Origin of the sequence: Rhodococcus sp. HM1 (assembly GCF_023218075.1) — a bacterium.
Taxonomy (GTDB): domain Bacteria; phylum Actinomycetota; class Actinomycetes; order Mycobacteriales; family Mycobacteriaceae; genus Rhodococcus.
The window spans coordinates 73,191-94,987 of record NZ_JALPTB010000021.1 but is presented as its reverse complement, the minus strand read 5'-3'; the positions used below and the strand labels follow the sequence as shown (position 1 = coordinate 94,987).

Here is a 21,797-nt window from a genome sequence, read left to right as displayed (position 1 = left end):
AACGATCGGACGAACACGCTGGGTTGACGTGCCACGACCACCTCCTTGTCTCGACTCGGAGACAGTCTGCCGTGGAGGGGTGGTCAGCTGGGGATTACCCGGTCAACAATCCATGACGAGCCACTAGCGACCAACATCGCCGCGGCACCGAGAAGGTCGACAAGGAAGTTCGCCGCCCGCTTCCGATACTCCGCCGTGGCAAGCTTGAGCACCGAGCCTTCCGGTCCGGGTCGTCCCCGGTTGGTCGCCGCTGCAGAACGTTCCGCGATGAGGTTGTTGACGTTGGCCTCGATCCACAGCCGTACGGCCTCATCCCGACGGACCGGGTTGTGATCACCCCGGTCGACCGCGGCACGGTAAGCATCGAGGACCTCGGCGCCGACCTCGGCAGTATCACGTTTCATCGTGCCGCCCAGCGAAAAGCGTTCGTTCATCAAGGTTGTGGTGGCAATGCGCCAGCCTTCACCGACTTCACCGATTCGGTCGCTGTCGGGGATTCGTACATTCACGAGGTAGACCTCGTTGAACTCGGCTTCGCCGGTCATCTGACGTAATGGCCGCACCTCGACTCCCGGCGCGGTCATGTCGAGGACGAAAGCGGTCAAGCCGGCGTGCTTGGGGACATCTGGGTCGGTGCGGGCGAGCAACAAACCCCGGCCGGCGATATGCGCCCACGACGTCCACACCTTCTGCCCGTCGACGACCCAGTCGTCTCCGTCGCGGCGGGCTCTGGTGGCCAACCCGGCAACATCCGATCCGACCGAGGGTTCACTGAACAGCTGACTCCATACTTCGCGACCCCGAGAACAATGGACGCAGGTACGCCGACTTCTGCTGCGCGGTTCCGTGCGCGAGAAGCGTCGGTCCGGTCATCCCGATTCCAATAGGGTTGTAGGAGAAAGGTAGTGGCGCATTCTTCTCGGCAAGTCGACTTTCGACCAGGGCCTGCAGCGTCGAATCCAGCCCCAGCCCACCCTCACCGGGCGCTGCCCACACCCAGGCCAATCCGGCATCGAACCGCGCCTCGAGAAAGTCGCGGGGATCCGAGGTCTCGATTGGGTATTGCCGCACGAGGGCGTCAACACGTCCGATGAGCTCTTCTGGAGACATCGATATTCCTTCGGTCATAGGGAAGTTCGGAATGATCGGATGGTCACGTGTTCACCGAGCGGGTCAGCTGTCGGTCCATCGTGGTTCACGGCGCTCGAGGAATGCGGCGATTGCCTCACGACTGTCGTTCGTGGTCGAGGCCAGCACTTGCGTGCGGTTTTCCAGAGCCATTGCCGCGTCGAGACCCGGGATCTCGACCGTCGACCACATCACCTGCTTGGTCATGTATGTACCGAAAGGCGAGTTGGCCTTGATGAGGCGCGCAAATTCCAATGCTCGCTCGAGTAGGAGTTCATCCGGCACAACCTCGAGAACAAGCCCGATCCGTAGAGCCTCCTCGGCCTCGATGATGCGGCCAGTGAGAAGTAATTCGTGGGCACGTCCAATGCCGACGACTCGATTGAGCAGCCACCCTGTGCCCATATCGCAGCCGGAGAGCCCGATTTTTGCGAATGCGGCGGAGAACCGCGCGGATGTCGCAGCAAGTCGGATGTCGCAGCCGAGCACGAAGGCGAGACCTCCGCCTGTGGCCGGGCCGTTGACGGCGGCGATCACCGGTTTGCTCAGTGCCCGCAACCGGGTGGTTGTGCGCGAGTACTGTTCCTGGACCTGGAATGTGCCCACCGGGCCGGGGCGTGGTTCGAACGGGTCGGGATGATCGTCACCGCCGCGTAGATCGGCGCCGGCGCAGAACCCGCGGCCGGCGCCGGTAAGGATTACCGCGCGGCACGATCGGTCTGCGTCGGCTTCATCGAGACGTCTGTGGAGTGCGTCGATGAGGGGCGGGGTGATCGCGTTGAGCCGGTCCGGTCGATTGAGCACGAGAACGTGCACACCCTCTTCGACGACCTCGGTCGTGACGAGGTCGCTTTCTGCGTGAGCATTACTCCCGTTCATTCGGCGCCTCCGGCCCCGGCCACCGTCCGAGAAATGCCAGCGGGGATGGCCTGGACGGCGGCTACCATCTCTGCGAGCTCGTCGCGGCTCAGGCCGGATTGCGCACCCAATCCGATCCGGGTCGCTACCCCTTCGAAACGCTCAGCGATTCGGGCAGGAACCTGCGAGGCAGGCGCGACGATGCTGAAGGCCTCAACGACGTCGTCGTCGATCAACTTTGCCATGTCGTCCCATCGGTTCTGCTTCGACAGAGCAGTCAATTCGACGCCGAGATCTCCCCAACCATGCAAATCGAGTACCGGCCGGTACGCGGGGGTCGAGCCGTAGAACGCAATCTGTTTCCGGATGGTCGACAGACCCGCAGCCATCGCTTCGTCCGACCCGGTAGCGAGGAACACGTGCGCCGTGATGTCGAATCCTTCGAGCGTACGGCCGGCCAGAGCCCTGCCCTCGGCCAGAGCGGGAATAGTGCGTTCCCGGATCCATTTCGTGGTGGTGAATCCATGACACAGGAATCCGTCGGCAACCTCGCCTGCTACGCGAGTCATCCCGGTCCCGACACCGGCCAGGGCCAGCTTAGGAGCCCCGAAGGAATGGGGGTTCGGCACGAATGTGGGAGTCATCAACGTGTGGGAATAGTACTCACCTTCGAAGTCGAGCGGCGCACCCTCCGACCAACACGCCCAGGCCGCACGCATCGCCAGAACGAACTCGCGCATCTGAGGTGCGGGTCGTCCCCACGGCATCGAAAACCTGCGCGTGATATGCGCTTTCACCTGCGCACCCAGACCGAGTGTGAATCGTCCACCGGAGAACCGTTGGAGATCATGTGCCGTGTACGCGAGCGTCATCGGTGAACGTGCGAACGCAACGGCGATCGAGGTACTCAACTCGATGGTGCTGGTGGTATCTGCTGCCAACACCAGCGGCAGGAATGGATCCTGGTTGACCTCTGCCGCTGTTGCGGCATCGAATCCGATGGACTCCAGGTCGGCGGCGGTCTCCGCCGCAGCACTCACGTCGCCGATGTTGCCGTCGAATTTCACATCGACACCTCCGACTTCGCTGCGGCAGCGTGGGTTTGACGTTCTTCAGCAGATCTCACGATGGGAACATAACACGATATAGATGCAACAGACACTATTTGAAATCTAATTGATGATGGACGGCGGGTGCCCGCGACCGCACGCGCACCTTCAGGGGTAATCGACGCGGGACGTCAGACCGAAAGCGATGCCGCGGTCTGCGGATGCACGCACCGATCGGCCCGTCCCTCACCACGATGAACGAGGTCGATGACCTCGGTGTCGCACACGCCGGGCGCGAACATCGAGCAGCGGGGATGAAACCGGCAACCTGGCGGGATCTCGTCCGGCGGCGGCACGCTGCCGGGAATGGGGTCGAGCCTGCCCCCGCGTCCGCGACGCGGTGTCGCAGCGAGCAGACCCTTCGTGTACGGGTGCGACGCCCGGACCAGAACGTCTGCCGTCGGGCCCTCCTCGACGATCTGCCCGCAGTACATCACCGCGATCCGGTCACAGGTCCCGGACGCGACGCCGAGATCGTGAGTGATGAGCAGGACTGCGACGTCGAGATCGTGCTGCAGTTCGGCGAGCAACTCCATCACGCGTGCCTGCACGGTGGCGTCGAGTGCGGTCGTGGGTTCGTCGGCGATCAACACGGACGGTTCGCATGCGAGTGCCATGGCGATCATGACGCGCTGCGCCATGCCTCCGCTGAAGCTGAACGGCATTTCGTGTGCACGCCGCGCCGCGTCCGGGATCCGTACCCGATCGAGCATCTCGACAGCTCGCGCCCACGCGTCCTTCCGGCTGCCACCGCGGTGACGCCGCACGGATTCGGCAATCTGCCCTCCGACCGACATAGTCGGATTCAAACTTCGCCGGGGCTGCTGGAAGATCATGCCGATATCACGTCCGAGAATCGCGCTGCGCTGCTTGGGGGTGAGCGCGAGAACGTCGGTGTCGCCGTGGCGGACACTACCGGCCACGATACGTCCGCCGGTGTATTCCGTCAGCCCCGTGATCGCGAGCGAAGTGACGCTCTTGCCGGACCCGGATTCGCCGACCAGGCCGAGCATTTCACCGCGGCGGAGCATGAGGTCGACGCCGTCGACGGGTCGCACAACACCCGACCCTGCGCCGAATTCCACGGTGAGGCCGCGGGCTTCGAGAACGATGTCTCCGGTAGTCGCGTCGTGCTTGCTCATCGTGTCCCCTTCGTGTCGCCGACGGCGGTGCGCAGACCGTCGCCGATCTGGGAGAACGCCAGGACCGTCAGTGCGATGGCCAAGCCCGGCGCAAACATCAGAAACGGTGCCGCATAGAAGTTGTCGAAGGCTGTGCGCAGCAGTGATCCCCAACTCGCCTGTGGTGGTGTCACTCCCAGTCCCAGGAAGCTTAGGTTCGCCTCGGCGATCATCGCGATACCGAAAAGCAGACTGATCTGAACCAGCACAGGCGGGAAGGTATTACGAAGTACGTGAACGAACATGATGCGCAGCGGTCGGCATCCGATCGCTGCGGCCGCTTCGACGTATGTTTCGGACCGCACCGCCATCGTGGCACCGCGGACGATGCGGAAGATCGAAGGGGAGAACACCACGCCGATCGCAAACATCGACGTCGTCAGACCCGGTCCGACGACTGCAACCACGGCCACGGCGAGCAGGAGCGCGGGCACGCTCATCAGCGCATCGTTGAGCCGGCCGAGCACGGCGTCGATCTTGCCCCCGAAGTATCCGGATACCAGGCCCAGCGGCAGGCCGATGATCACCGACACGAGCACGGCCTCTGTCGCCGCAAGCATGGTCACGCGTGTCGCATCCACAAGACGACTGAACTGGTCACGACCCAGATCATCCGTACCGAGCCAGAATTCGGCGTTCGGCGAGACCAGGGCATTTCGCAGGTTCAGAGTGTTGGGATCGGTGGCGACGACAAGCGGTCCGACGACGGCCACGAGGGTGACGAATCCCAGGAACACGAGTGCACACAGCGTGACGCGATCACGGCACAGCGCTCGTACGGTCGTCGCGACCATACTCGTGTCCGTCCGGGGCCCTTTTTCGGCTCTAGGTGACTCTTCGGTTGCCGGCAGCTTCTCGGCTTCCGACACGGCCGCGAACGCGGTCTTTTCATCATGCAGCGACACGGTTGACCGTCCTCGGGTCGATGAAGCGATAGGAGAGGTCGACGAGCAGGTTGATCACCAGTACGACGGCAGCCGCGAGCGCGACGATACCGAGAATCGTCGGAATGTCACGCCCGAGCACGGAGTCGATCGTCAAGGTGCCGAGACCCTGGATACCGAAAACTGTTTCGATCACCACGGTGCCGCCGAGCAGCTGCGCGATGCGGATTCCCAGCACGGTGACGATCGGAATTCCCGCATTGCGCGCGACGTGCATCGTGTAGATCCGCCAGGTCGGTATACCCTTCGCCCGAGCAGTGAGGATGTGGTCCTTGTCCAGAACCTCCAGCACCGATCCTCGGGTGTGCCGGGCCAGTTCGGCCGCGGGCATGACGGCGAGCGCCACGGCCGGCAACACGATATGAGCGGCCCACGGCGCAACACCCTCGGACAACGGAACGTAGCCGGTGGCGGGCATCGTGCGCAGAGTCAGGGCAAAGACCATGACCAGGAGCATTCCGACCCAGAACTGTGGCAGCGCGATCCCCGCAGAAGACACCACACCGACGATCCGATCGAGCACTCCGCCCGGTCGCACAGTGGCGAGGACACCCAATGCCACACCCAGGACAACTGCGACGACAATCGCCACGAGCGCGAGCGACAGCGTCGGCTCCAGCCGTGACGCGATGAGTTCCGCGACGGGCTGGCGGCGGCTGTACGAGGTACCGAAGTCACCTGTGAAGACACCGGAGAGCCAATTCCAGTACTGCACGAGGAAAGATCGATCGAGCCCGAGTTCGGCTCGGACTCGCGCAACGTCCTCATCCGTCGCATTCTGGCCCGCGAGGTCGATCGCCGGGTCGCCAGGTGCCGCGGCCATCATCGCGAAGACCGAGAAGGTGACCAGGAGGAACAGGATGGGGGTCGTGATGACCACCCGGCGCAGTGTCGTCACGACGGCTCCGCCTCTCCGACCCGCCCGACGTAGCGCAGGTCCATCATGAATTGGGACTCACCGTTGAGCGCCTCGTCGAAGCCGACCACGTCGGACGCAACGAGGAAATAGGTGTTGTAGTGGCAGATCGGAACGAAGATCGCGGCTTCGGCCAGAGCGGTGACGAGCTGCGCGTTGATCCGTTCGCGATCCTCCGGATCGACCGCCCGGGAGGCCTGTTCGGCGAGTGCAGCAAGCTCGGGGTCGTCATACGAGAGGCGGGAGTCGGCCGTTGTCCACTTCACCGTGTCGGCGAGCGTGCCCTCGGATGCCATCGAATACATGAACGAATCCGATTGTGCGGTGCGGAAAGCCGTGAGCGCCTCGATACTCGTACCCGGCCGCAGCACCGTCTCGACACCGATCTCGGCAAGATTGTCCGCCACGATCACCGGAAGAGCTTCGCGACCCGCGGTGTAGGAGATCTCGAATCTTGTCCATCCCGCTTCCGCAGCGAGTTCCCGGGCTTTCGCTGGATCGTACGGATACGGATCGACGAAGTCGTCGACGTATCCGGGAAATCCTTCCCTCGGCAACTGTGCGGACGGAACGCAACCGCCTTGATAGTACCCATCTGCGATCGCGTCACGGTCGATTCCCCGGACCAGCGCTTCACGAACTCGATGATCCGGGAGACGATCGGATTGAATCCAGAGCGCCGCGAGTTGGCTCGTGGGTACGTCGACGAGCCGCAGGGTGCTGCCTTGCGCGGCAAGCTGCGCCTGCCGCACTGATTGCGCGACCACGGAGTTGACGTAGGAGACATCGATCTCGCCGGCGCGGATCGCGGAGTCGCGGGTGCGGTCGTCTGCGATGAACCGAATCTCCAACCGTGCGAGCTGTCCGGCGTCCGGATCCCAGTTCTCTTCTGCGGCACGCACGTAACGCACCGATTGGCTGGGGACGAACTTGTCGACGAGATACGGACCGGTACCCGCGGTACCCGGATCGACCCGCAGGTCGCGGGTCGGGTCCGCGAGTGCGGCAGGACTGATCATCGCACCTGCAGGTCCGGCCAGGACGGTAGGCATATCCGGGGTGGGGGCCGAGTAGTGGAACACCACCTCGTGATCTCCGACGATCTCGATGCGCTCGAGGGTGGTCAAGAAGGGTGCCACCACCGAGTCCGGCAACTGTTGTGCACGCGTGATCGAGGCGACCAATGCCGAGGCATCGAACGGGGAGCCGTCATGAAACTCGACTCCCTTGCGGAGCGACATCCGCATAGACATCGCGTCGGGAGCGGTTTCCCACGAGTCGGCGAGCATCGGTACGATGTCACCGCCGGTCTCGGCCCTGGTCAGGCGGTCGAAAACCGGGTAGTAGTACACACGTTCACCCGATGTGCGCTCACGATGCGGGTCGAAGCCGGTCGGTACCGCAGTGGTGGCAGCGATGAGATCTGCCTCGCGGTCGAGGACCGCGGTGCCGGGGTCCGGTGCCTCTGATGCACTGCCCGGCCCATATCCGCAACCTGCGGCAAGCATGGTCACGGCAAGGGCTGCCGCCCCGATGAGACGCCGCGATGTGTGGACGGCCATGGTGCTCCTTGTCAACTCTCGGTGTGGCCAATGTGCCGCCCCGGCGCGGCAGGTCTTGCTACTGCGTAGCGTCGGCACCCTCGTAGCGTGCAAGCAGTGCGCGTTTGAGGATCTTGCCGCTCGGCAGCCGCGGTACCTCACCGAACTCGACGGTACGGGGCGCCTTGAAATGCGCGAGCCTCTCCCGGGCGTACCCGATTAACTCGGCCGCGAGTGCCTCGTCCGCGACCACACCGTCGGCCGGGCTCACCACCGCATGCACCCGCTGCCCCATCTCCTCGTCGGGCAACCCGATCACCGCCACATCGAGAACCGCCGGATGCATCGTGAGCGCATCCTCGATCTCCTGCGGGTAGATGTTCACCCCACCCGACAGGATCAGATCGATACGCCGCGCCGACAGGTACAGGTAACCATCCTCGTCCACGTGCCCGAGATCGCCCAGCGTGCTCCAGCCCCGGTCGTTGTACGCCCCCGACGTCTTGCCGGCGTCGCCGTGATACTCGAACTTGGCCGTCCCGCTCATCCAGATCGTGCCCACCTCGCCCGGACCGAGTTCGCGCCCGTTGTCGTCACAGATGTGCAGCTCGCCGAGTGTCGGCCGGCCCACCGAACCGCGATGCTCGAGCCACTCCGGGGTGGTGATCATGAAGAACCCGTTGCCCTCGGTGGCCCCGTAGAACTCCAGGATCTTCGGCCCGAACCAGTCGATCATGCGCTCTTTGACCTCGACCGGACACGGCGCGGCCGCATGGATCACCACCCGCAGACCCGACACGTCGTACCGGGCCCTCGTCTCGTCGGGAAGTTTGAGCATGCGCACGAACATCGTCGGCACGAACTGGGAGTGAGTGACCCGATACCGTTCGATCGCGGACAACGCGGCTTCGGCGTCGAACCGCTCCATCACGATCGCGGTGCCCCCGTTGCGGACGGTGCCCAGGGACCATCCGAGCGGCGCCGCGTGATACAACGGGCCGGGACTGAGATACACGGTGTCCGGCCCGAATCCGAACGCAGTGCGCATCGTCGAATCGATGTTCAGACCCGATCCGAACGGCGCGCCGGTCAGCTCCGGCAAGATCCCCTTGGGTCGCCCGGTGGTACCGGACGAGTAGAACATGTAGTAACCCTCGACCTCGTCGTCGATCGGGATCGAGGGAAGACCGGCCACCGCATCGGCGAGCCGCTCGCCCCCGCTCGGCGACGTGGACCCCACCGTCAACCTCGCTTCGACACACAGGTTTCCGGATGCGATGACCGAGGCGAGCCGGTCGAGCTGCCCGGAATGGACGAGCAGACGGGCACCACAATTCTCCACCACGTAGGCGGCCTCGTCATCGGCCAGATGCCAGTTGACCGGCGTGTAGAGCAGCCCGGCCCGCTGCGCAGCCCAGACCACCGGAAACATCTCCAGGCAGTTCTCCATGAGGATCGCGATGTGGTCACCGGCCCGCAGTCCACGCTGTCGGAACAGGTGAGCAATCCGGTTGGACGCCACCTCGAGCTCCCGATAACTCAGCGTCGCACCGCTTCCGGCCATCACGATGGCCGGCTTGTCCTCGTAGGTGGCTGCCAGATCCGTCAGATTCATCGCCGTCACGGCAATCCCTCCAGGTGGGGCGCCCGCAGACGGGCGCCGAAACGAGAAATTTCACTCAGGAGACCAAAAGAAATACTTCACTTAGGAGACTTTGTATACTATGTTGCACGCATCACACAAGTCGTGGCATCCGCTGACCCGATGGAGCACCATGTCCCTTCTCGACGTTCGCTCACTGTCGAAATCCTTCCCGCACGGATCGACCCTACGACCGGCAGTCGACGACGTATCGTTCACTCTGCGCGAAGGCGAAACCCTTGCACTGGTAGGCGAATCCGGGGCGGGCAAATCCACCACGGGTCGCCTCGTCCTGCGGCTGATCGACGCAGATTCCGGAGAGATCTCAATTCGAGGGAGAGACGTTCGCGGCTTACGTGGCGCCGATCTGCGGAATTTCCGGCGAGACGCGCAGATGATCTTCCAGGATCCGTTCTCATCCTTGAATCCACGGATGCGGATCTGGAAGGCGGTCGCCGAACCCCTCCTCGTGCACCGTGTGTGCCCGAGGGGCGAATTGAAGGACCGCGCTGCCGCATTGCTCGACAGTGTCGGGCTCGGCACGCATCTACTCGATCGGTATCCCACCGGTTTGTCCGGTGGGCAACTGCAGCGAGCTGCAATCGCCCGCGCGTTGAGCACAGATCCGTCGTTGATCGTGTGCGACGAACCCGTCGCGGCCCTGGATGTGTCCGTGCAGGCACAGGTAATCAACCTGCTCTTGGACATCCAAGAGCAACGAGGCGTGGCCTACTTGTTCGTCACCCACGATCTTGCCCTGGTCGAGAAAGTCGCACACTCCGTTGCCGTGATGCGAGCCGGCAAGATCGTCGAACACGCCACGACCGGGACTCTGTTCTCCGCTCCGGAGCAGGACTACACACGCACACTGCTGTCCGCCATTCCGGAGATGCCCGAGACCGCGACGGTCTGATCGCCGAGCAACTATCACTCGATCCCGACACCGAGGAGACGAACGATTGACCGACACCCTGTCCCCCGCCGAGGTCGGTGTCGAAGTGACCGATGGAGTCTGCGTGGTGACGCTCGACCGCCCAGCACGCCTCAACGCATTTACTTCTACAGGTTATCTGCAACTCTCCCAGGCTCTCGCGAAGGCCGATCTGGATGACGCCGTTCGAGTCGTGCTCATTCGCGGCGCAGGGAAGGCATTCTCCAGCGGAGTCGACCTGGACTCGCTTGCGACCGCTGATCCGGAAGAACTGAGAACACGATTCGCCGCACTTGTCGGAACGTTGGCCGGGATGACGAAACCGGTTGTCGCAGCCCCACATGGTGTCGCAGTGGGATTCGGAATGACGCTGCTGTTACTGTGCGACGTCGTCCTCGTTGCCGAAGGATGCAGGCTCCGGGCACCGTTCACGGCACTGGGGACCGTCCCCGAGGCCGGTAGCAGCTACCTCCTGCCCGCCCTGATCGGTCGGCAAGCAGCGATGGATATCGTCCTGAGCTCCCGGTGGATCACTTCCACCGAGGCGGTACGCCTGGGTCTGGCCGCCGTGGAAATCCCTCCGGACGACTTCGACGACGTGGTCCGCGGGTACGTCCGGACAATTGCCGGATATGCTCCGGCGTCGGTCATAGCGTCGAAACGTCTCCTGTCCTCGAAACGTAAGCAAAGGGCCCTCGACGCACTCGCAGCGGAATACAACGCGGCGCATGCACTTCCGCGTCTCACCCGCCCTATCGGTTGACAGTTCACCCCGCGGCGTCCGACGTTATGTGTGTTACCACGCCGGATTCCCCGGTCGCGTCCATGATGGAGTTCTCACGCATCGTGCTCGAGTGCGGTCCGAACCGCGTCCGGGAACAACGACACCGATTCCGCGACGATCTCCGGCCCACGCCCAGATGTAGAGCGTTTGCCGAGCGTCACGGCGAACCCCGTCCGGCCCCTTCGATTTCGGAATGCGAACCGACTCCCGGATCGTTTCGCGAATGAACGCACCTATGCCCGGCTCCCGCCATGGAGGAACCGGGCATAGGTAGGTACGGGACGGGACTCGGGGTCGCCGCGTCAGGCGATTCCGACGCCCTTGGTGAAGAGGAACTCCTCGATGCCGGCCTTGCCGCCTTCCTTACCCAGACCACTGAGACCGAGACCGCCGAATGGGCGGTTGACTGCCAAGTTGGCAGCACCGTTGATCAACACCTCGCCGGTGACCAGCTCCTCGGCGATCCGCAGACCACGCTTGATGTCCTTGGTGTGCACATAACCGGACAGGCCGTAGCGGGTGTCGTTGGCGATCTCGATCGCGTGGTCCTCGTCGCGGAACGGAATGATGGCGAGCACCGGTCCGAAGACCTCGTTCTGCGCCAGATCCGACTGCGGGTCGACGTCGGCGAAGACCGTCGGCTGGAGAAAGAACCCGCCGGCAAGGTCACCGTCGAGTCGCGCCGGTGCGCCACCTGTCACCAGACGGGCGCCGTCTTCCTTCGCCTTGGCGATCACGCCCTGGATCCGCTCGAACGCAGCGTGGTTGACCACCGGTCCTGCGAAGGTGCCCTCGGCGAACGGATCGCCGACGACGATCTGCTCGGCGATGGCTTTGACCGTGGCCACAACCTGGTCGTAGATCGAGTCCTGGACGAGCATCCGTGTCGGGAACGCACAGCCCTGCCCGGCCATCGCACCGACCGACATGATCGTGCCGAAACCACAGGCGGCCTGCAGGTCCGCGTCCTCGAACACGATGTTGGCGGACTTGCCGCCGAGTTCGAGCACCGCAGGTTTCATCGTGGGTGCGCAGGCGGCGAGAATCTTCGACGCCGTGGCCGGGCCACCGGTGAACGACACCTTCTTGACCTGCGGATGCTCGACGAGTGCAGCCCCGGAGGCAGCGTCGCCGGGCAGGATGTTGATCACGCCGGGCGGAAAACCCGCTTCGACAACGAGATCGGCGAACAGTTCCGCAGAGAACGGGGTCAGCTCGGACGGCTTCACCACCACGGTGTTGCCCGCCGCAACGGCCGGCGGGATCTTCATCGCCAGCGAAATCAGCGGTCCGTTCCAGGTGATGATGATGCCCACCACCCCATAAGGCTGCCGCAGGGTGTAGCCGAATTCGCCATCGGCACCGAGCGTGGAGGTGACTTCGGCGGTGATCTTGTCGGCCCACCCGGCGTAGTACCGGGTCCACGCGACCGACTTCCCGATGAGGTTGGCGACCGTACCCAGCGGGGTGCCGTTGTCCATCGCACCGAGGCGACCGAATTGTTCGGCGTTGGCGTCGATCAGATCTGCCAGCCGGTGCAGCAGGCGGGCCCGCTCCGCCGGTGTGGTGCGCTTCCACGACTCGAACGCCTCCGCGGCTGCGGTGACCGCGCGATCGACCTCCGCCGGACCTGCCATGGGAATGGTCTTGTCGACCTGGCCCGTTGCCGGGTTCACGTGGTCGAACGTGCCCGCCGATCCCTCAGCTTCTCGTTCGGCGCCGATGTGCAGGTGAACGTCGGGACGGGTGAGATCGGAAACTGCAATGATCATGGTTGCTCCTGTTGTCGTGCGCCGAAGTCGGTGGGGTACTAGCGGACGTTGAAGCCGGCATCGAGAGGTAGTGCAATTCCGGTGACGAACTTGGCCTCGTCGGAGACGAGCCACGCGACGGAGTTGGCAATGTCTTCGGACTGCAGAATCGGAATCGGCAGTGCGTTCTGCATGGTCGCCATCCCGGCGCCCTCCCCCGCAGCGGCCGCGGCGAACAGTTTCTCCATCGTCGCATTCATCGTCATACCGGATACGACACCGGTGGGGTGGATGGTGTTGACCCGAATCCATTCGGGCGCATACTGACTCGCGAGTGTCTGCATGAGGCCGACGAGACCCCGTTTCGCGGCGGTGTAGGCCTGTGAGCCGGCTTGATCGGATGCGGTCCCCTTCAGTCCCGCGCTCGAACTGGTGAGGACGATCGAACCACCACGTCTACCCACGCGCAGGGCGGGTAGCGCGACTTCGACGGTGTTCCACGCACCGGTGAGGTTGGTGTCGATGATGTCGCGCCACAGAGTTTCCCGCTCTTCCTCGGCACACGGAGTCAGGCGCACGATGCCCGCGTTGGCGATGATGATGTCCAGACGGCCGAACTCCGCAAAGCCCTCCTGGAACGCGGCGGCCAGCCCGGCACGATCCCGCACGTCGGCGACTCGGCCCACCATTCGACGGCCTTCGGCCTCGACGAGGCGCACCGTCTCCTCGAGATCCTCACGCGAGGCGTTGGGATAGTCCATCGAGTCGATGTCCTTGCAGATGTCGACGCCGATGATGTCGGCGCCGAGCGAGGCCAACTTGACCGCATGAGCGCGGCCCTGCCCCCGGGCGACACCGGTGATGAATGCGACTCTGCCTTCGAGATCGGTCAACGAAATTCCTTTCGGAGATGAGCAGCGCGTCATACCGCACGCAGAGTGCGCACCGGAGGAACGGGAACGCCGCAGCAAAGACATAGAGGACCACCTAGTCATCTATGTAATACGTATCACACCATATTACGGACGCCTAGAGTCCGCAAGGGAGTCGTCGCAGACGAAAGGGGATGTGAGGATTGATCGCACACACGATCGCACCCGCGAGATCGAGAAGCGAGGAATCGAGAGCAATGCCCGAGGAGCAACCACGGCCGATCGGTCGCCCCCGCGACCCCGACATCAACGAGCGCCTCATGTCGGCTGCCCTCGAGGAGTACGCCCAGACGGGCTGGTCCGGGTTCACGATGCAACGAGTCGCGCAGCGGGCGGGCGTGGGCAAGTCCGCCCTGTACCGACGCTGGGCCGACAGGGAGCAATTACTCGTCGCCAGCATCGAATCCGTCGCCCTACCGCTGGCGACGACACCTGATTCGGGCAGCCTGCGCGGCGACCTCATCGACGCCGCGACCCGGATCCTGCATCACTTCCTCGACCCGATGGGGTGGGCGACGCTCCGCATCACTGTCGACTCTGCTGTCGACCTCACCACGCTCGACCCGTTCCAGGAACGCATCATCGGGGCCCTCAACTCGGGCGTCACACAGATCTTCACCCGCGCCGCCGGTCGTGGTGAGATCTCGTCGGACCTACCGGTTCGTCCTCTCGTAGAATCCTTGTTCGGTTCCCTACTGATCCACGTTCTCTCGATGCCCGCACACGAACGCGACGACGCACGTCGAGATTCCACGACCCAGGTCGAGCCGCTGGTGGATGTGATCATGAGGGCCGCGGCTCGTCACCCGTCTCCATGACGGGTCGACGACCGTCGGCACCGTCTCAGGCGAAGCCGGCGACCGGTCTCGGCCGATACGGCGATTCGAGGGCCGCACACTCCTCATCCGTCAGTTCGAACTCGAGCGCGGCCAGAGCGTCGGTGAGGTGCTTGGGTTTGGTGGCTCCGACGATCGGAGCTGTCACCGTAGAGCGTCGAAGCACCCACGCGAGCGCGACCTGCGCGCGCTCGGCTCCTCGCTCGTCCGCGATGCGGCCGACGGCGTCGACGATCGACCTGTCGTCCTCGTCGTACAGACCCTTACCGAATTCGTCGCTCTCGGCCCGCACACTCGACTCACCGAACGGGCGCGTCAGGCGTCCGCGAGCCAGCGGACTCCACGGCAGAACCCCTACCCCCTGGTCTGCGCAGAGCGGCAGCATCTCCCGCTCCTCCTCGCGGTAGAGAAGGTTGTAGTGGGGCTGCATCGAAACGAATCTGGTCCAGCCGTGCAGGTCCGCGGTGTACAACGCTTTGGAGAACTGCCACGCGTACATCGATGACGCGCCGAGGTATCGGACCTTGCCGGACCGCACGAGATCATGCAGTGCCTCGAGTGTTTCCTCGATCGGGGTGCGAGAGTCCCAGCGGTGAATCTGGTACAGATCGATGTAGTCGGTTCCCAGTCGGCGCAGGCTCGCATCCACTTCGGTCATGATCGACTTGCGTGACAAGCCACTTCCGTTGGGGCCAGAACGAACCCGTCCGAACACCTTCGTCGCGATCACGACGCTCTCACGCTTGGTGTATTCCTTCAGAGCACGACCGACGATCTCCTCGCTGGTACCGCCCGAATAGCTGTTCGCCGTGTCGAAGAAATTGATGCCAGCCTCGACAGCCGTGCGTATGAACGGCCGGGCGTCGTCCTCACCGAGAGTCCAAGCATGCGTCCCCGCCTCGGGGGTCCCGTAGCTCATGCAGCCCAACGCGAGCCTGGACACCTGCAGACCGCTGTTGCCGAGACGGACGTACTTCACGTTGCCTCCTACTGATGGTTCGGCAGCATTCAGCTGCGCCGAGCGATGAACAACCCTTCCGCGGCGGCGCTGATCTCACCGTCTACGACGATTTCCCCCACCGTGAACCGTTTGCGGCCCTCGTGCCTCAACTGCTTCGCGCGCACCGTGATGGGCTGGTACAGCGGAGTGGGACGCCGGTAACTGATCTCGAGTTTCGCGGTCATGCCGTTGTTTCCGGCGCGATGGTTGGCGACGGCGAGGGCGGCGTCGAGCAGTGCGGCACAGATGCCTCCGTGAACCGCAGCAGGTGGTCCCTGGTACGGCAGGCCCAGAGTCACTTCCCCTTCGACCCATCCGTCCTGCGCGACGTGCATGACGAGCGGTGGGGCGAGCGTGTTCTCCGGTCCGGTGACCGGATCGTGCCGGACGACGCCGTCACCCTCCCACATCCCGAGCAAGCGATCCGTGGGCGGTTCGGTGTGTCGTTCGAGTTCGTCGGCGAGGTCGCGGAGTCGCTCGGTCGTCAGCGGTATGTGCGCGGCGCCGGGTTTCGTGAGGGAGAGCGCCTCGACGATGCGGCGGAGCTGGCTCGCGGTGTCGTCGAGCGGAGACTCACCAGGGACAGCCGTCAGATAGGTCTCTGCACCGGTGTAATAGCGCGACAGCTCTTTCCGAGAACCCGGAATCTCCCACGTGACCATATCGCCTCCTGATCGGCCGACCCGAACGTTTACTGCACGGCTTTCGGGCGCGGCTCGATGAACAACCCTTCGGCCGACACTGCAACCTTCCCGTCGACGACAATCTCCCCGGTGGCCCAGATCTTGCGTCCCTCACGCTCCCTGAGTCGAGCCGCAATCGTCAGTGGCACGAACAGCGGCAGGGGGCGGTGGTACCGAACAGTGAGCTGCGCGGTGAAGATGACACCGGCTTGCGGCGCGGTAGCCGCACTGAGCACGTGGTCCATGACCATTGCCGAGATACCGCCGTGCACAAAGGAGTTGGGGCCCTGATACGGGAGTCCGAATTCGACTTCTGCCGTTACGGTTCCGCCGGGGCCGGCCTCGAGGACGATCGGGGGCGCGATCGCATTCTCGACTCCACTGACCGGGTCGTGCCGCCAACCGGGGTTGCGGATCGTTTCGGTCACCGTGTCGATCGGATTCTCCAGATGTTCGGAGAGGACATCGAGCTTCTCGGCAACGTCGAGAAGCAGCGGATCGTCGACATCGACACGCTGGAGCAGATCCACGATTCGGCGCAGCTGCGCGGCATCGCGTTCGAGGGCGGCGGCGTATTCGCGTTCCACGTCCGAGACCGGCCGCGAGAGGTTTTCGACGATGGTCACTGGACGGGCTCCTTCGTGATGAACAGTGCGTCGCAGACCACGGTCGGCTCGCCGTCCACTTCGAACGTTCCCTGCGACCAGACCTTGCGTCCTTCGGCCCGCAGATGTCGCCCGCGCACTGTCACTTCCGTATGCAGGGGTGTCGGCCGCAGGTAGCGCAGCGTCATCTCTGCGGTCATTCCGGCGGGACCGGCCGTGCGGTTCGCGACCGCCATGGCGACGTCGAGCACGAGACCCGAGATACCGCCGTGCACGATCCCGGGCGGACCCTGGTACTGCCGGGGGAACTCCGCGTGCGCCAGCGACGATCCGTCCTCGCACCGCTCGAAGCGAAGCGGCACGGCGACAGGATTCTTCGGACCGCTCACGGGACTGCGCTCGAGCACGCCGACCTGCGTTCCGATTTCTCCGGTGACGCACTCGTGCGGGTGGGCCGCGACCGCCTCCAGTCGATCTGCAAGTGCCGAGATTTTCTCCGAGACATCGGGATTCGATACGCCACGCGCCCGGGCATCGAGTATCGCAGAGGTGAGCCGGCGGACCGCCTGGGCGGCGACCTCGGCGGCGAGCGGAACGCCGGGTCCCGAATCGACCTCGCTCATCGTATTCCCTTCATTCCGCCGTAGCGACGGAGTCGTCGTCGAAGTAGACCATTTCCTGTGCGAGACTTGCGATACGGCGGCCCGCCTCGTCGCGGATCGCCCCGGAATACCAGCCGCGCTTGCCACCTGCGGTACCCGGTTCGTAGTCGACACGGAGCCACCCGTCCCAGTTCGGGACATCGTGAAACCACAGAGCATGATCGAGGCTGGGTCCGAGGACCTCCCCACCGAGGAGCCTCGGAAGTCCCGCCGAGAAGTCCGACATGTACGTCAACGCAGCCGCGTGCACGAGTACGTCTCCCGCGGGCAACTTCCCCACCGGGCGGACGTGAAATCTCGTGGGGAAGAATTGGGTGCGGTTCGGCCACGTGTCGACTCGTGCTTCGAGGGGCAATCCACTCGGGATAGCGCGGCATTCCTCGGGTGGCGGCATCGGTGCGGGCGGCTCGCCGTCCAGTTCGGCGCCGTCCGTACCGAGGCGGAACGACGCCGCCATACTGAAGAGGACTTCACCACCTTGCAGCGCGACGACGCGACGTGCGGAGTAGCTGCGACCGTCACGGTCGCGGTCCACTCGATAGACCACGGGCTGCGCGGAATCTCCACGCCGCAGAAAGTAGCCGTGCAGCGAATGCGGATGGCGGCCTTCCGGAACCGTAGCGCCGCATGCGAGCAGGCATTGGGCCGCGATCTGTCCACCGAACAGAGGCCTACCGTCGTGATGGACCGGTAAGGCACGGAACAGATCCCCGTCGAGTTGTTCGATCCTCAAGATATCGTTCAGTGTCGTCAGGTCACCAGCATCGGGTGTACCGGTGTCGACATCGGTCATGGACTGCCCTTCAGCCTGGAGCACTCGGCGAATCCTGCTATACAGCTGCCGCTGCGCCGGGGCGGAAGACCGGTGCTCGCTTCTCGAGGAAGGCGGCCTTGGCTTCCTTGGCGTCGTCACCGTTGATGTTGTTCGCCTGAGCGTGAGCTTCCCGGCGCAGCGCTGCTTCCATGCCGCCGCCTTCGGCGCTCGCATCGAGTAGTTGCTTGGCCAGAGACAATGCCTGCGCGGGTCCGTCGACGAGGCGGCGAGCCATCGCATCGACCGTGTCGTCGAGTTCGTCGGCTGTCACGAGGCGTGTGACGAGACCCAACTCGGCTGCTTCGGCGGCCGAGTACATGTCGCCGAAGAATGCGATCTCTTTGGCCTTCTGGATGCCGACGAGTTTGGGCAGCAGCCACGATCCGCCCATGTCCACCGACAGCGCCCGGCGAACGAAGATCTGGGAGAACCGAGCGCGGTCCGTGGCGACCACGAGATCACAACCGAGCGCAAGGTTCCAGCCTGCACCGACGGCGACGCCGTCGACCTTGGCAATGGTGGGGATCGTCAAGGCGTGCAGGGTACGAGCAGCTTCACCGGCGTCGGCCATGTACCGGAGGGCGTCCTCGCGCATCCCTGCGAGGTCGGCTCCGGAGCAGAAGTCGCCACCGGCACCGGTGAGGACGAGAACGCGGTCCTGATCGTTGCGCTCGACGGCCGTGAACGTCTCGGCGAGCTCACGCCACATCGTTTCGTTCGCAGCATTCTTCTTCTCCCGGCGTGACATGGTCACCGTCACGACACCGTCGTGGCGTTCCACCTTCAATGTTTCCACGGATAAGCTCCCTCAGATCGGATGACGTAAACGTAGTTTACTACGTTATGTATGTGGTGGGCGTCTAGCGGCCCGTCCACTCTGGGGAACGCTTCTCGAAGAACGCACGCACACCTTCGGCGGCGTCCGCGGAGCCGGCGATCGCACGCATTGCGGTGCCGGTGATCTCCCACCCGGCCGCATCGTCGGCGGAGGCCATCTCGTTGACGACGGCAAGCGACGCCCGCACGGCAACGGGAGCGTTCTTGCAGATCCGCTTCGCAAGGCGCACTGCCGCCGACTTCGCCTCACCCACAGGTGCCAGGACGTTGACGAAGCCCGCCGCATACGCGCGCGATGCAGAAATGGGATCACCGGTGAGGACCAGTTCGCGCGCGAGGTTGAGCGGCAACGATCGCGGCGCGCGAAACAGCCCGGCGCAGGTGGGTACGAGCCCGCGCGCAACCTCCGGGAGACCGAAGACAGCCGCGTCGGACGCGACGACGAGATCGCACGCGAGGACGATCTCGAAACCACCGCCGAGTGCCGGCCCGTCCACCGCCGCGATGAGCGGCTTGGTCCGGGGACGTCGGATGATCCCGTATTCACCGCCGCGTTCGGTGTGGTAGTCACCACCGGCGCCGAGGTCGCTGCCGGCACTGAACACCGGGCCGTCCGCAGCAAGGACGCCGGCCCACAGATCGTCGTCCTCGTCGAGCTGCGTCAATGCGGCATCGAGCTCATCGGCCAGAGCCCGGTCGACCGCGTTCCGCTTGGCGCTGCGCCGCATCTCGACGACCAGCACGCGGCCCTCACGCGAGACCTCGACCAATGGTGTCCCGGCGTCCGTCACGGCTGTCCCGGCTTGAGTTCGATGAACAGGCCCTCGGCTTCGGCACACAGAACGTCGCCGTGGCGAAGTTCGGCGCGCAGGAAACGCTTGCGGCCTTCCTCGCGTTCGAACCAACCGGTGACGGTGAGTTCCGCGTCGATCGGTGTGATCGAGCGGAAGTCCACGTGCAGGTAGGCCGTCCGGCACGGCGTGCGATCGGTACTGGCGAGCCGGCCGAGCACCTCGTCGAACATCAGCGGGATCGTGCCGCCGTGTGCCGCGCCGTTTCCCCCGAGGTAGTACTTGCCGAACGTGACGACGCCGTCGACGCCATCACGTTCCCACCGGTGCATCCGGAGCGCCGGTGACATGCACTGCGCGCGTCCCGGTACGTCGAGGTGCCCGAAGGGACGGCGACGTTCGGAAACCTGGTGGTCGGCGACCAACGTCTGCACGTCGGCGAAGTGGCCTGCGATCTTCTCGACGACATCGAGGGGCGGGTTCGCTCCCGCCAGGTCGTCGAGCATGGCGCGGGCGGTGGCGATCATGGCGTCGTACGGGCCGGGCTGCTCACGGTGGACTCCGGCGTCGAACCCGCGGTGGCTCACCGAACTCCAGCCACCTCCGACGCCGGAACTCTCGACTGCCGCGTCGGGGTGATCCTGGGACATGTGTACCTCCGTGCTCGTATGACTGCTCGATCCGAACCTAGAATTCCAGGAGACGAGCCTCGAGCGCTACCCAAAACGTAGGTGACATGGTTAACTACGTCAACAAACACGACGTTGGAGGAGTGTCATGGACTTCGCGCTGAGCGACGAACAAGAAGCCCTCGCCAAGGCCGAACGCGCCTGGCTCACCAAGAACGATCCGATCGCCGCGCGACGACCGGGAATCGACGACGGCCCCGCGCGCACCACCCCTGCAGGTGTGCGGCATCTCGCCGAGTCCGGCCTGATCGGACTGCTCACCTCGGACATGGGTGGCACCCATGTGGACCTCGCCGTACTCGTCGAAGAGCACGGCCGCGCAGGTAGCCCGCTGCCCGTCGCAGAACTCGCGATCGCGGCACGCCTGCTCGAACAACTCGATCACCCGGCTTTCGGAGCCACCGAATCGGGCGCCGAACTCGTCGTCCCGGCGCTCGCCTCCCTCGAAAATCCCGCCGTGCACGCGCAGATCGACGGCGGACAACTTCGACTGAGCGGCACGACAGCTCCGGTCACCGGTCTGATCGACGCCCACAGCATCCTGTTCGTAGCCACCACCGACACCGGCGCCGAAGCAGCCGCGGTGGTGCCCGTCGACGCAGTCTCCATCCGCACCCTCGACACACTCGATCTGACCCGGTCCTGGTCGGTCGCCGACGTCGACCTCACCCTCGAAGAAGGAACGTGGTCGGCACTGCAGCCCGGCACCGTTACGTTCGTACACGACGCACTCGCGACATTCCGCGCCATGGACGCACTCGGCGCGGCGGCCCGTCTCGTCGACATGACGGTCGAATACGCCGGGCAGCGCACCCAGTTCGATCAGCCGATCGCGAGTTTCCAGGCGATCAAGCACCACTGCGCGAACATGGCACTGTCGGTCGAAGCCGCGCGCGCGGCCTTGTGGGCCGCCGCTGTCGCGCTCGACGGCGACGATGCGGACACCCGCACCCGTGCGGTGTCCGCTGCAGCAGCCTTCACCGGCGACGGCGCCAGCTCGACCGCGCAGACCGCCCTGCAGGTTCACGGTGGCATCGGCTTCACGTGGGAACATGATGTGCACTTGCTGATCCGCCGAATCAAGGTCGACGAACTCCTCGATGGATCGGTCTCTTATCACCGCCGGCGGCTCGCCGCCGCCTGATCGCAGGCACAAGAAAGGG

23 protein-coding genes are annotated in these 21,797 nt (G+C 64.5%); 4 read left to right on the top strand and 19 right to left on the bottom strand.

Annotated elements, in window-relative coordinates:
* Positions 1-83: 83 nt before the first annotated feature.
* From M1M07_RS13435 to M1M07_RS13395, 9 genes are all read right to left on the bottom strand, one after another.
* The gene (locus M1M07_RS13435) at positions 84-740 is read right to left on the bottom strand and encodes an acyl-CoA dehydrogenase family protein (protein ID WP_248674508.1); all 657 of its coding nucleotides are present in this window, start codon (positions 738-740) and stop codon (positions 84-86) included.
* A 28-nt stretch (positions 741-768) separates the two neighbouring features.
* Positions 769-1,110 (bottom strand): acyl-CoA dehydrogenase family protein, encoded by a 342-nt coding sequence (locus M1M07_RS13430; protein ID WP_248674506.1) that lies wholly within the window; start codon positions 1,108-1,110, stop codon positions 769-771.
* 63 nt (positions 1,111-1,173) lie between these two features.
* Positions 1,174-1,944: an enoyl-CoA hydratase/isomerase family protein gene (locus M1M07_RS13425; RefSeq protein WP_229580878.1), complete on the bottom strand. Its 771-nt coding sequence runs from the start codon at positions 1,942-1,944 to the stop codon at positions 1,174-1,176.
* A 59-nt stretch (positions 1,945-2,003) separates the two neighbouring features.
* Positions 2,004-3,053 (bottom strand): TIGR03617 family F420-dependent LLM class oxidoreductase, encoded by a 1,050-nt coding sequence (locus M1M07_RS13420; RefSeq protein ID WP_248674504.1) that lies wholly within the window; start codon positions 3,051-3,053, stop codon positions 2,004-2,006.
* Positions 3,054-3,226: 173 nt separating this feature from the next.
* Entirely contained in the window at positions 3,227-4,237 is a 1,011-nt protein-coding gene (locus tag M1M07_RS13415) for an ABC transporter ATP-binding protein (RefSeq protein WP_248674503.1), read from the bottom strand.
* Positions 4,234-5,181, bottom strand: a complete 948-nt coding sequence (locus M1M07_RS13410; protein ID WP_248674502.1) for an ABC transporter permease — start codon at positions 5,179-5,181, stop codon at positions 4,234-4,236. The genes M1M07_RS13415 and M1M07_RS13410 overlap by 4 nt, the downstream gene beginning before the upstream one ends.
* On the bottom strand, positions 5,168-6,118 hold the full coding sequence (locus M1M07_RS13405) for an ABC transporter permease (RefSeq protein WP_218775637.1): 951 nt from the start codon (positions 6,116-6,118) through the stop codon (positions 5,168-5,170). The genes M1M07_RS13410 and M1M07_RS13405 overlap by 14 nt, the downstream gene beginning before the upstream one ends.
* Positions 6,115-7,698, bottom strand: a complete 1,584-nt coding sequence (locus M1M07_RS13400; RefSeq protein WP_248674500.1) for an ABC transporter substrate-binding protein — start codon at positions 7,696-7,698, stop codon at positions 6,115-6,117. Before M1M07_RS13400 ends, M1M07_RS13405 begins: the two co-directional genes overlap by 4 nt.
* A 58-nt stretch (positions 7,699-7,756) precedes the next feature.
* On the bottom strand, positions 7,757-9,292 hold the full coding sequence (locus tag M1M07_RS13395) for an acyl-CoA synthetase (protein ID WP_145691441.1): 1,536 nt from the start codon (positions 9,290-9,292) through the stop codon (positions 7,757-7,759).
* Between the two features lie 109 nt (positions 9,293-9,401).
* On the opposite strand from M1M07_RS13395, the gene M1M07_RS13390 reads away from it, so the two are divergent.
* The gene (locus M1M07_RS13390; RefSeq protein ID WP_306297754.1) at positions 9,402-10,232 is read left to right on the top strand and encodes an ATP-binding cassette domain-containing protein; all 831 of its coding nucleotides are present in this window, start codon (positions 9,402-9,404) and stop codon (positions 10,230-10,232) included.
* 46 nt (positions 10,233-10,278) lie between these two features.
* Entirely contained in the window at positions 10,279-11,013 is a 735-nt protein-coding gene (locus tag M1M07_RS13385; protein WP_179161851.1) for an enoyl-CoA hydratase/isomerase family protein, read from the top strand.
* Positions 11,014-11,336: 323 nt separating this feature from the next.
* On the opposite strand, the gene M1M07_RS13380 is transcribed toward M1M07_RS13385, so the two are convergent.
* Together M1M07_RS13380 and M1M07_RS13375 are read right to left on the bottom strand one after the other, a co-directional pair.
* Positions 11,337-12,806: an aldehyde dehydrogenase gene (locus tag M1M07_RS13380; RefSeq protein WP_248674499.1), complete on the bottom strand. Its 1,470-nt coding sequence runs from the start codon at positions 12,804-12,806 to the stop codon at positions 11,337-11,339.
* A 38-nt stretch (positions 12,807-12,844) separates the two neighbouring features.
* Positions 12,845-13,678 carry a mycofactocin-coupled SDR family oxidoreductase gene (locus tag M1M07_RS13375; RefSeq protein WP_282582025.1) on the bottom strand — a complete coding sequence of 278 codons (834 nt, stop codon included), beginning with the start codon at positions 13,676-13,678 and terminating at the stop codon, positions 12,845-12,847.
* A gap of 236 nt (positions 13,679-13,914) precedes the next feature.
* Between M1M07_RS13375 and M1M07_RS13370 the strand changes: the two genes are divergently transcribed.
* Positions 13,915-14,535 (top strand): TetR/AcrR family transcriptional regulator, encoded by a 621-nt coding sequence (locus tag M1M07_RS13370; protein WP_248674495.1) that lies wholly within the window; start codon positions 13,915-13,917, stop codon positions 14,533-14,535.
* A 25-nt stretch (positions 14,536-14,560) separates the two neighbouring features.
* Here M1M07_RS13370 and M1M07_RS13365 read toward each other — a convergent pair whose 3' ends face one another.
* From M1M07_RS13365 to M1M07_RS13330, 8 genes are all read right to left on the bottom strand, one after another.
* A complete protein-coding gene (locus tag M1M07_RS13365) occupies positions 14,561-15,532 on the bottom strand; it encodes an aldo/keto reductase (protein ID WP_248674494.1) in 972 nt (323 codons plus the stop codon).
* 29 nt (positions 15,533-15,561) lie between these two features.
* Positions 15,562-16,215 (bottom strand): hotdog domain-containing protein, encoded by a 654-nt coding sequence (locus M1M07_RS13360; protein ID WP_248674492.1) that lies wholly within the window; start codon positions 16,213-16,215, stop codon positions 15,562-15,564.
* 29 nt (positions 16,216-16,244) lie between these two features.
* A complete protein-coding gene (locus M1M07_RS13355; protein WP_248674491.1) occupies positions 16,245-16,862 on the bottom strand; it encodes a PaaI family thioesterase in 618 nt (205 codons plus the stop codon).
* Positions 16,859-17,464, bottom strand: a complete 606-nt coding sequence (locus M1M07_RS13350; RefSeq protein WP_248674490.1) for a PaaI family thioesterase — start codon at positions 17,462-17,464, stop codon at positions 16,859-16,861. Before M1M07_RS13350 ends, M1M07_RS13355 begins: the two co-directional genes overlap by 4 nt.
* 10 nt (positions 17,465-17,474) lie before the next feature.
* Positions 17,475-18,296 carry an acyl-CoA thioesterase II gene (locus M1M07_RS13345; protein WP_085470511.1) on the bottom strand — a complete coding sequence of 274 codons (822 nt, stop codon included), beginning with the start codon at positions 18,294-18,296 and terminating at the stop codon, positions 17,475-17,477.
* A gap of 37 nt (positions 18,297-18,333) precedes the next feature.
* A complete protein-coding gene (locus M1M07_RS13340; RefSeq protein ID WP_248674489.1) occupies positions 18,334-19,113 on the bottom strand; it encodes an enoyl-CoA hydratase/isomerase family protein in 780 nt (259 codons plus the stop codon).
* Between the two features lie 64 nt (positions 19,114-19,177).
* Positions 19,178-19,945: an enoyl-CoA hydratase-related protein gene (locus tag M1M07_RS13335; RefSeq protein ID WP_248674487.1), complete on the bottom strand. Its 768-nt coding sequence runs from the start codon at positions 19,943-19,945 to the stop codon at positions 19,178-19,180.
* Complete coding sequence (locus M1M07_RS13330) at positions 19,942-20,595, bottom strand: PaaI family thioesterase (protein ID WP_228525475.1); 654 nt, start codon at positions 20,593-20,595, stop codon at positions 19,942-19,944. Before M1M07_RS13330 ends, M1M07_RS13335 begins: the two co-directional genes overlap by 4 nt.
* A gap of 127 nt (positions 20,596-20,722) precedes the next feature.
* On the opposite strand from M1M07_RS13330, the gene M1M07_RS13325 reads away from it, so the two are divergent.
* Positions 20,723-21,778, top strand: a complete 1,056-nt coding sequence (locus tag M1M07_RS13325; protein ID WP_248674483.1) for an acyl-CoA dehydrogenase family protein — start codon at positions 20,723-20,725, stop codon at positions 21,776-21,778.
* The last annotated feature ends 19 nt before the right edge of the window (positions 21,779-21,797 follow it).

Excerpts from the sequence above, each read along its gene's own strand:
- M1M07_RS13370 (WP_248674495.1), top strand. The coding sequence starts at position 13,915 with ATGCCCGAGGAGCAACCACGGCCGATCGGTCGCCCCCGCGACCCCGAC.
- M1M07_RS13430 (WP_248674506.1), bottom strand. The coding sequence starts at position 1,110 with ATGTCTCCAGAAGAGCTCATCGGACGTGTTGACGCCCTCGTGCGGCAA.
- M1M07_RS13360 (WP_248674492.1), bottom strand. The coding sequence starts at position 16,215 with ATGGTCACGTGGGAGATTCCGGGTTCTCGGAAAGAGCTGTCGCGCTAT.
- M1M07_RS13390 (WP_306297754.1), top strand. The coding sequence starts at position 9,402 with ATGTTGCACGCATCACACAAGTCGTGGCATCCGCTGACCCGATGGAGC.
- M1M07_RS13415 (WP_248674503.1), bottom strand. The coding sequence starts at position 4,237 with ATGAGCAAGCACGACGCGACTACCGGAGACATCGTTCTCGAAGCCCGC.
- M1M07_RS13345 (WP_085470511.1), bottom strand. The coding sequence starts at position 18,296 with ATGACCGATGTCGACACCGGTACACCCGATGCTGGTGACCTGACGACA.
- M1M07_RS13350 (WP_248674490.1), bottom strand. The coding sequence starts at position 17,464 with ATGAGCGAGGTCGATTCGGGACCCGGCGTTCCGCTCGCCGCCGAGGTC.
- M1M07_RS13395 (WP_145691441.1), bottom strand. The coding sequence starts at position 9,292 with ATGAATCTGACGGATCTGGCAGCCACCTACGAGGACAAGCCGGCCATC.
- M1M07_RS13330 (WP_228525475.1), bottom strand. The coding sequence starts at position 20,595 with ATGTCCCAGGATCACCCCGACGCGGCAGTCGAGAGTTCCGGCGTCGGA.
- M1M07_RS13400 (WP_248674500.1), bottom strand. The coding sequence starts at position 7,698 with ATGGCCGTCCACACATCGCGGCGTCTCATCGGGGCGGCAGCCCTTGCC.
- M1M07_RS13325 (WP_248674483.1), top strand. The coding sequence starts at position 20,723 with ATGGACTTCGCGCTGAGCGACGAACAAGAAGCCCTCGCCAAGGCCGAA.
- M1M07_RS13380 (WP_248674499.1), bottom strand. The coding sequence starts at position 12,806 with ATGATCATTGCAGTTTCCGATCTCACCCGTCCCGACGTTCACCTGCAC.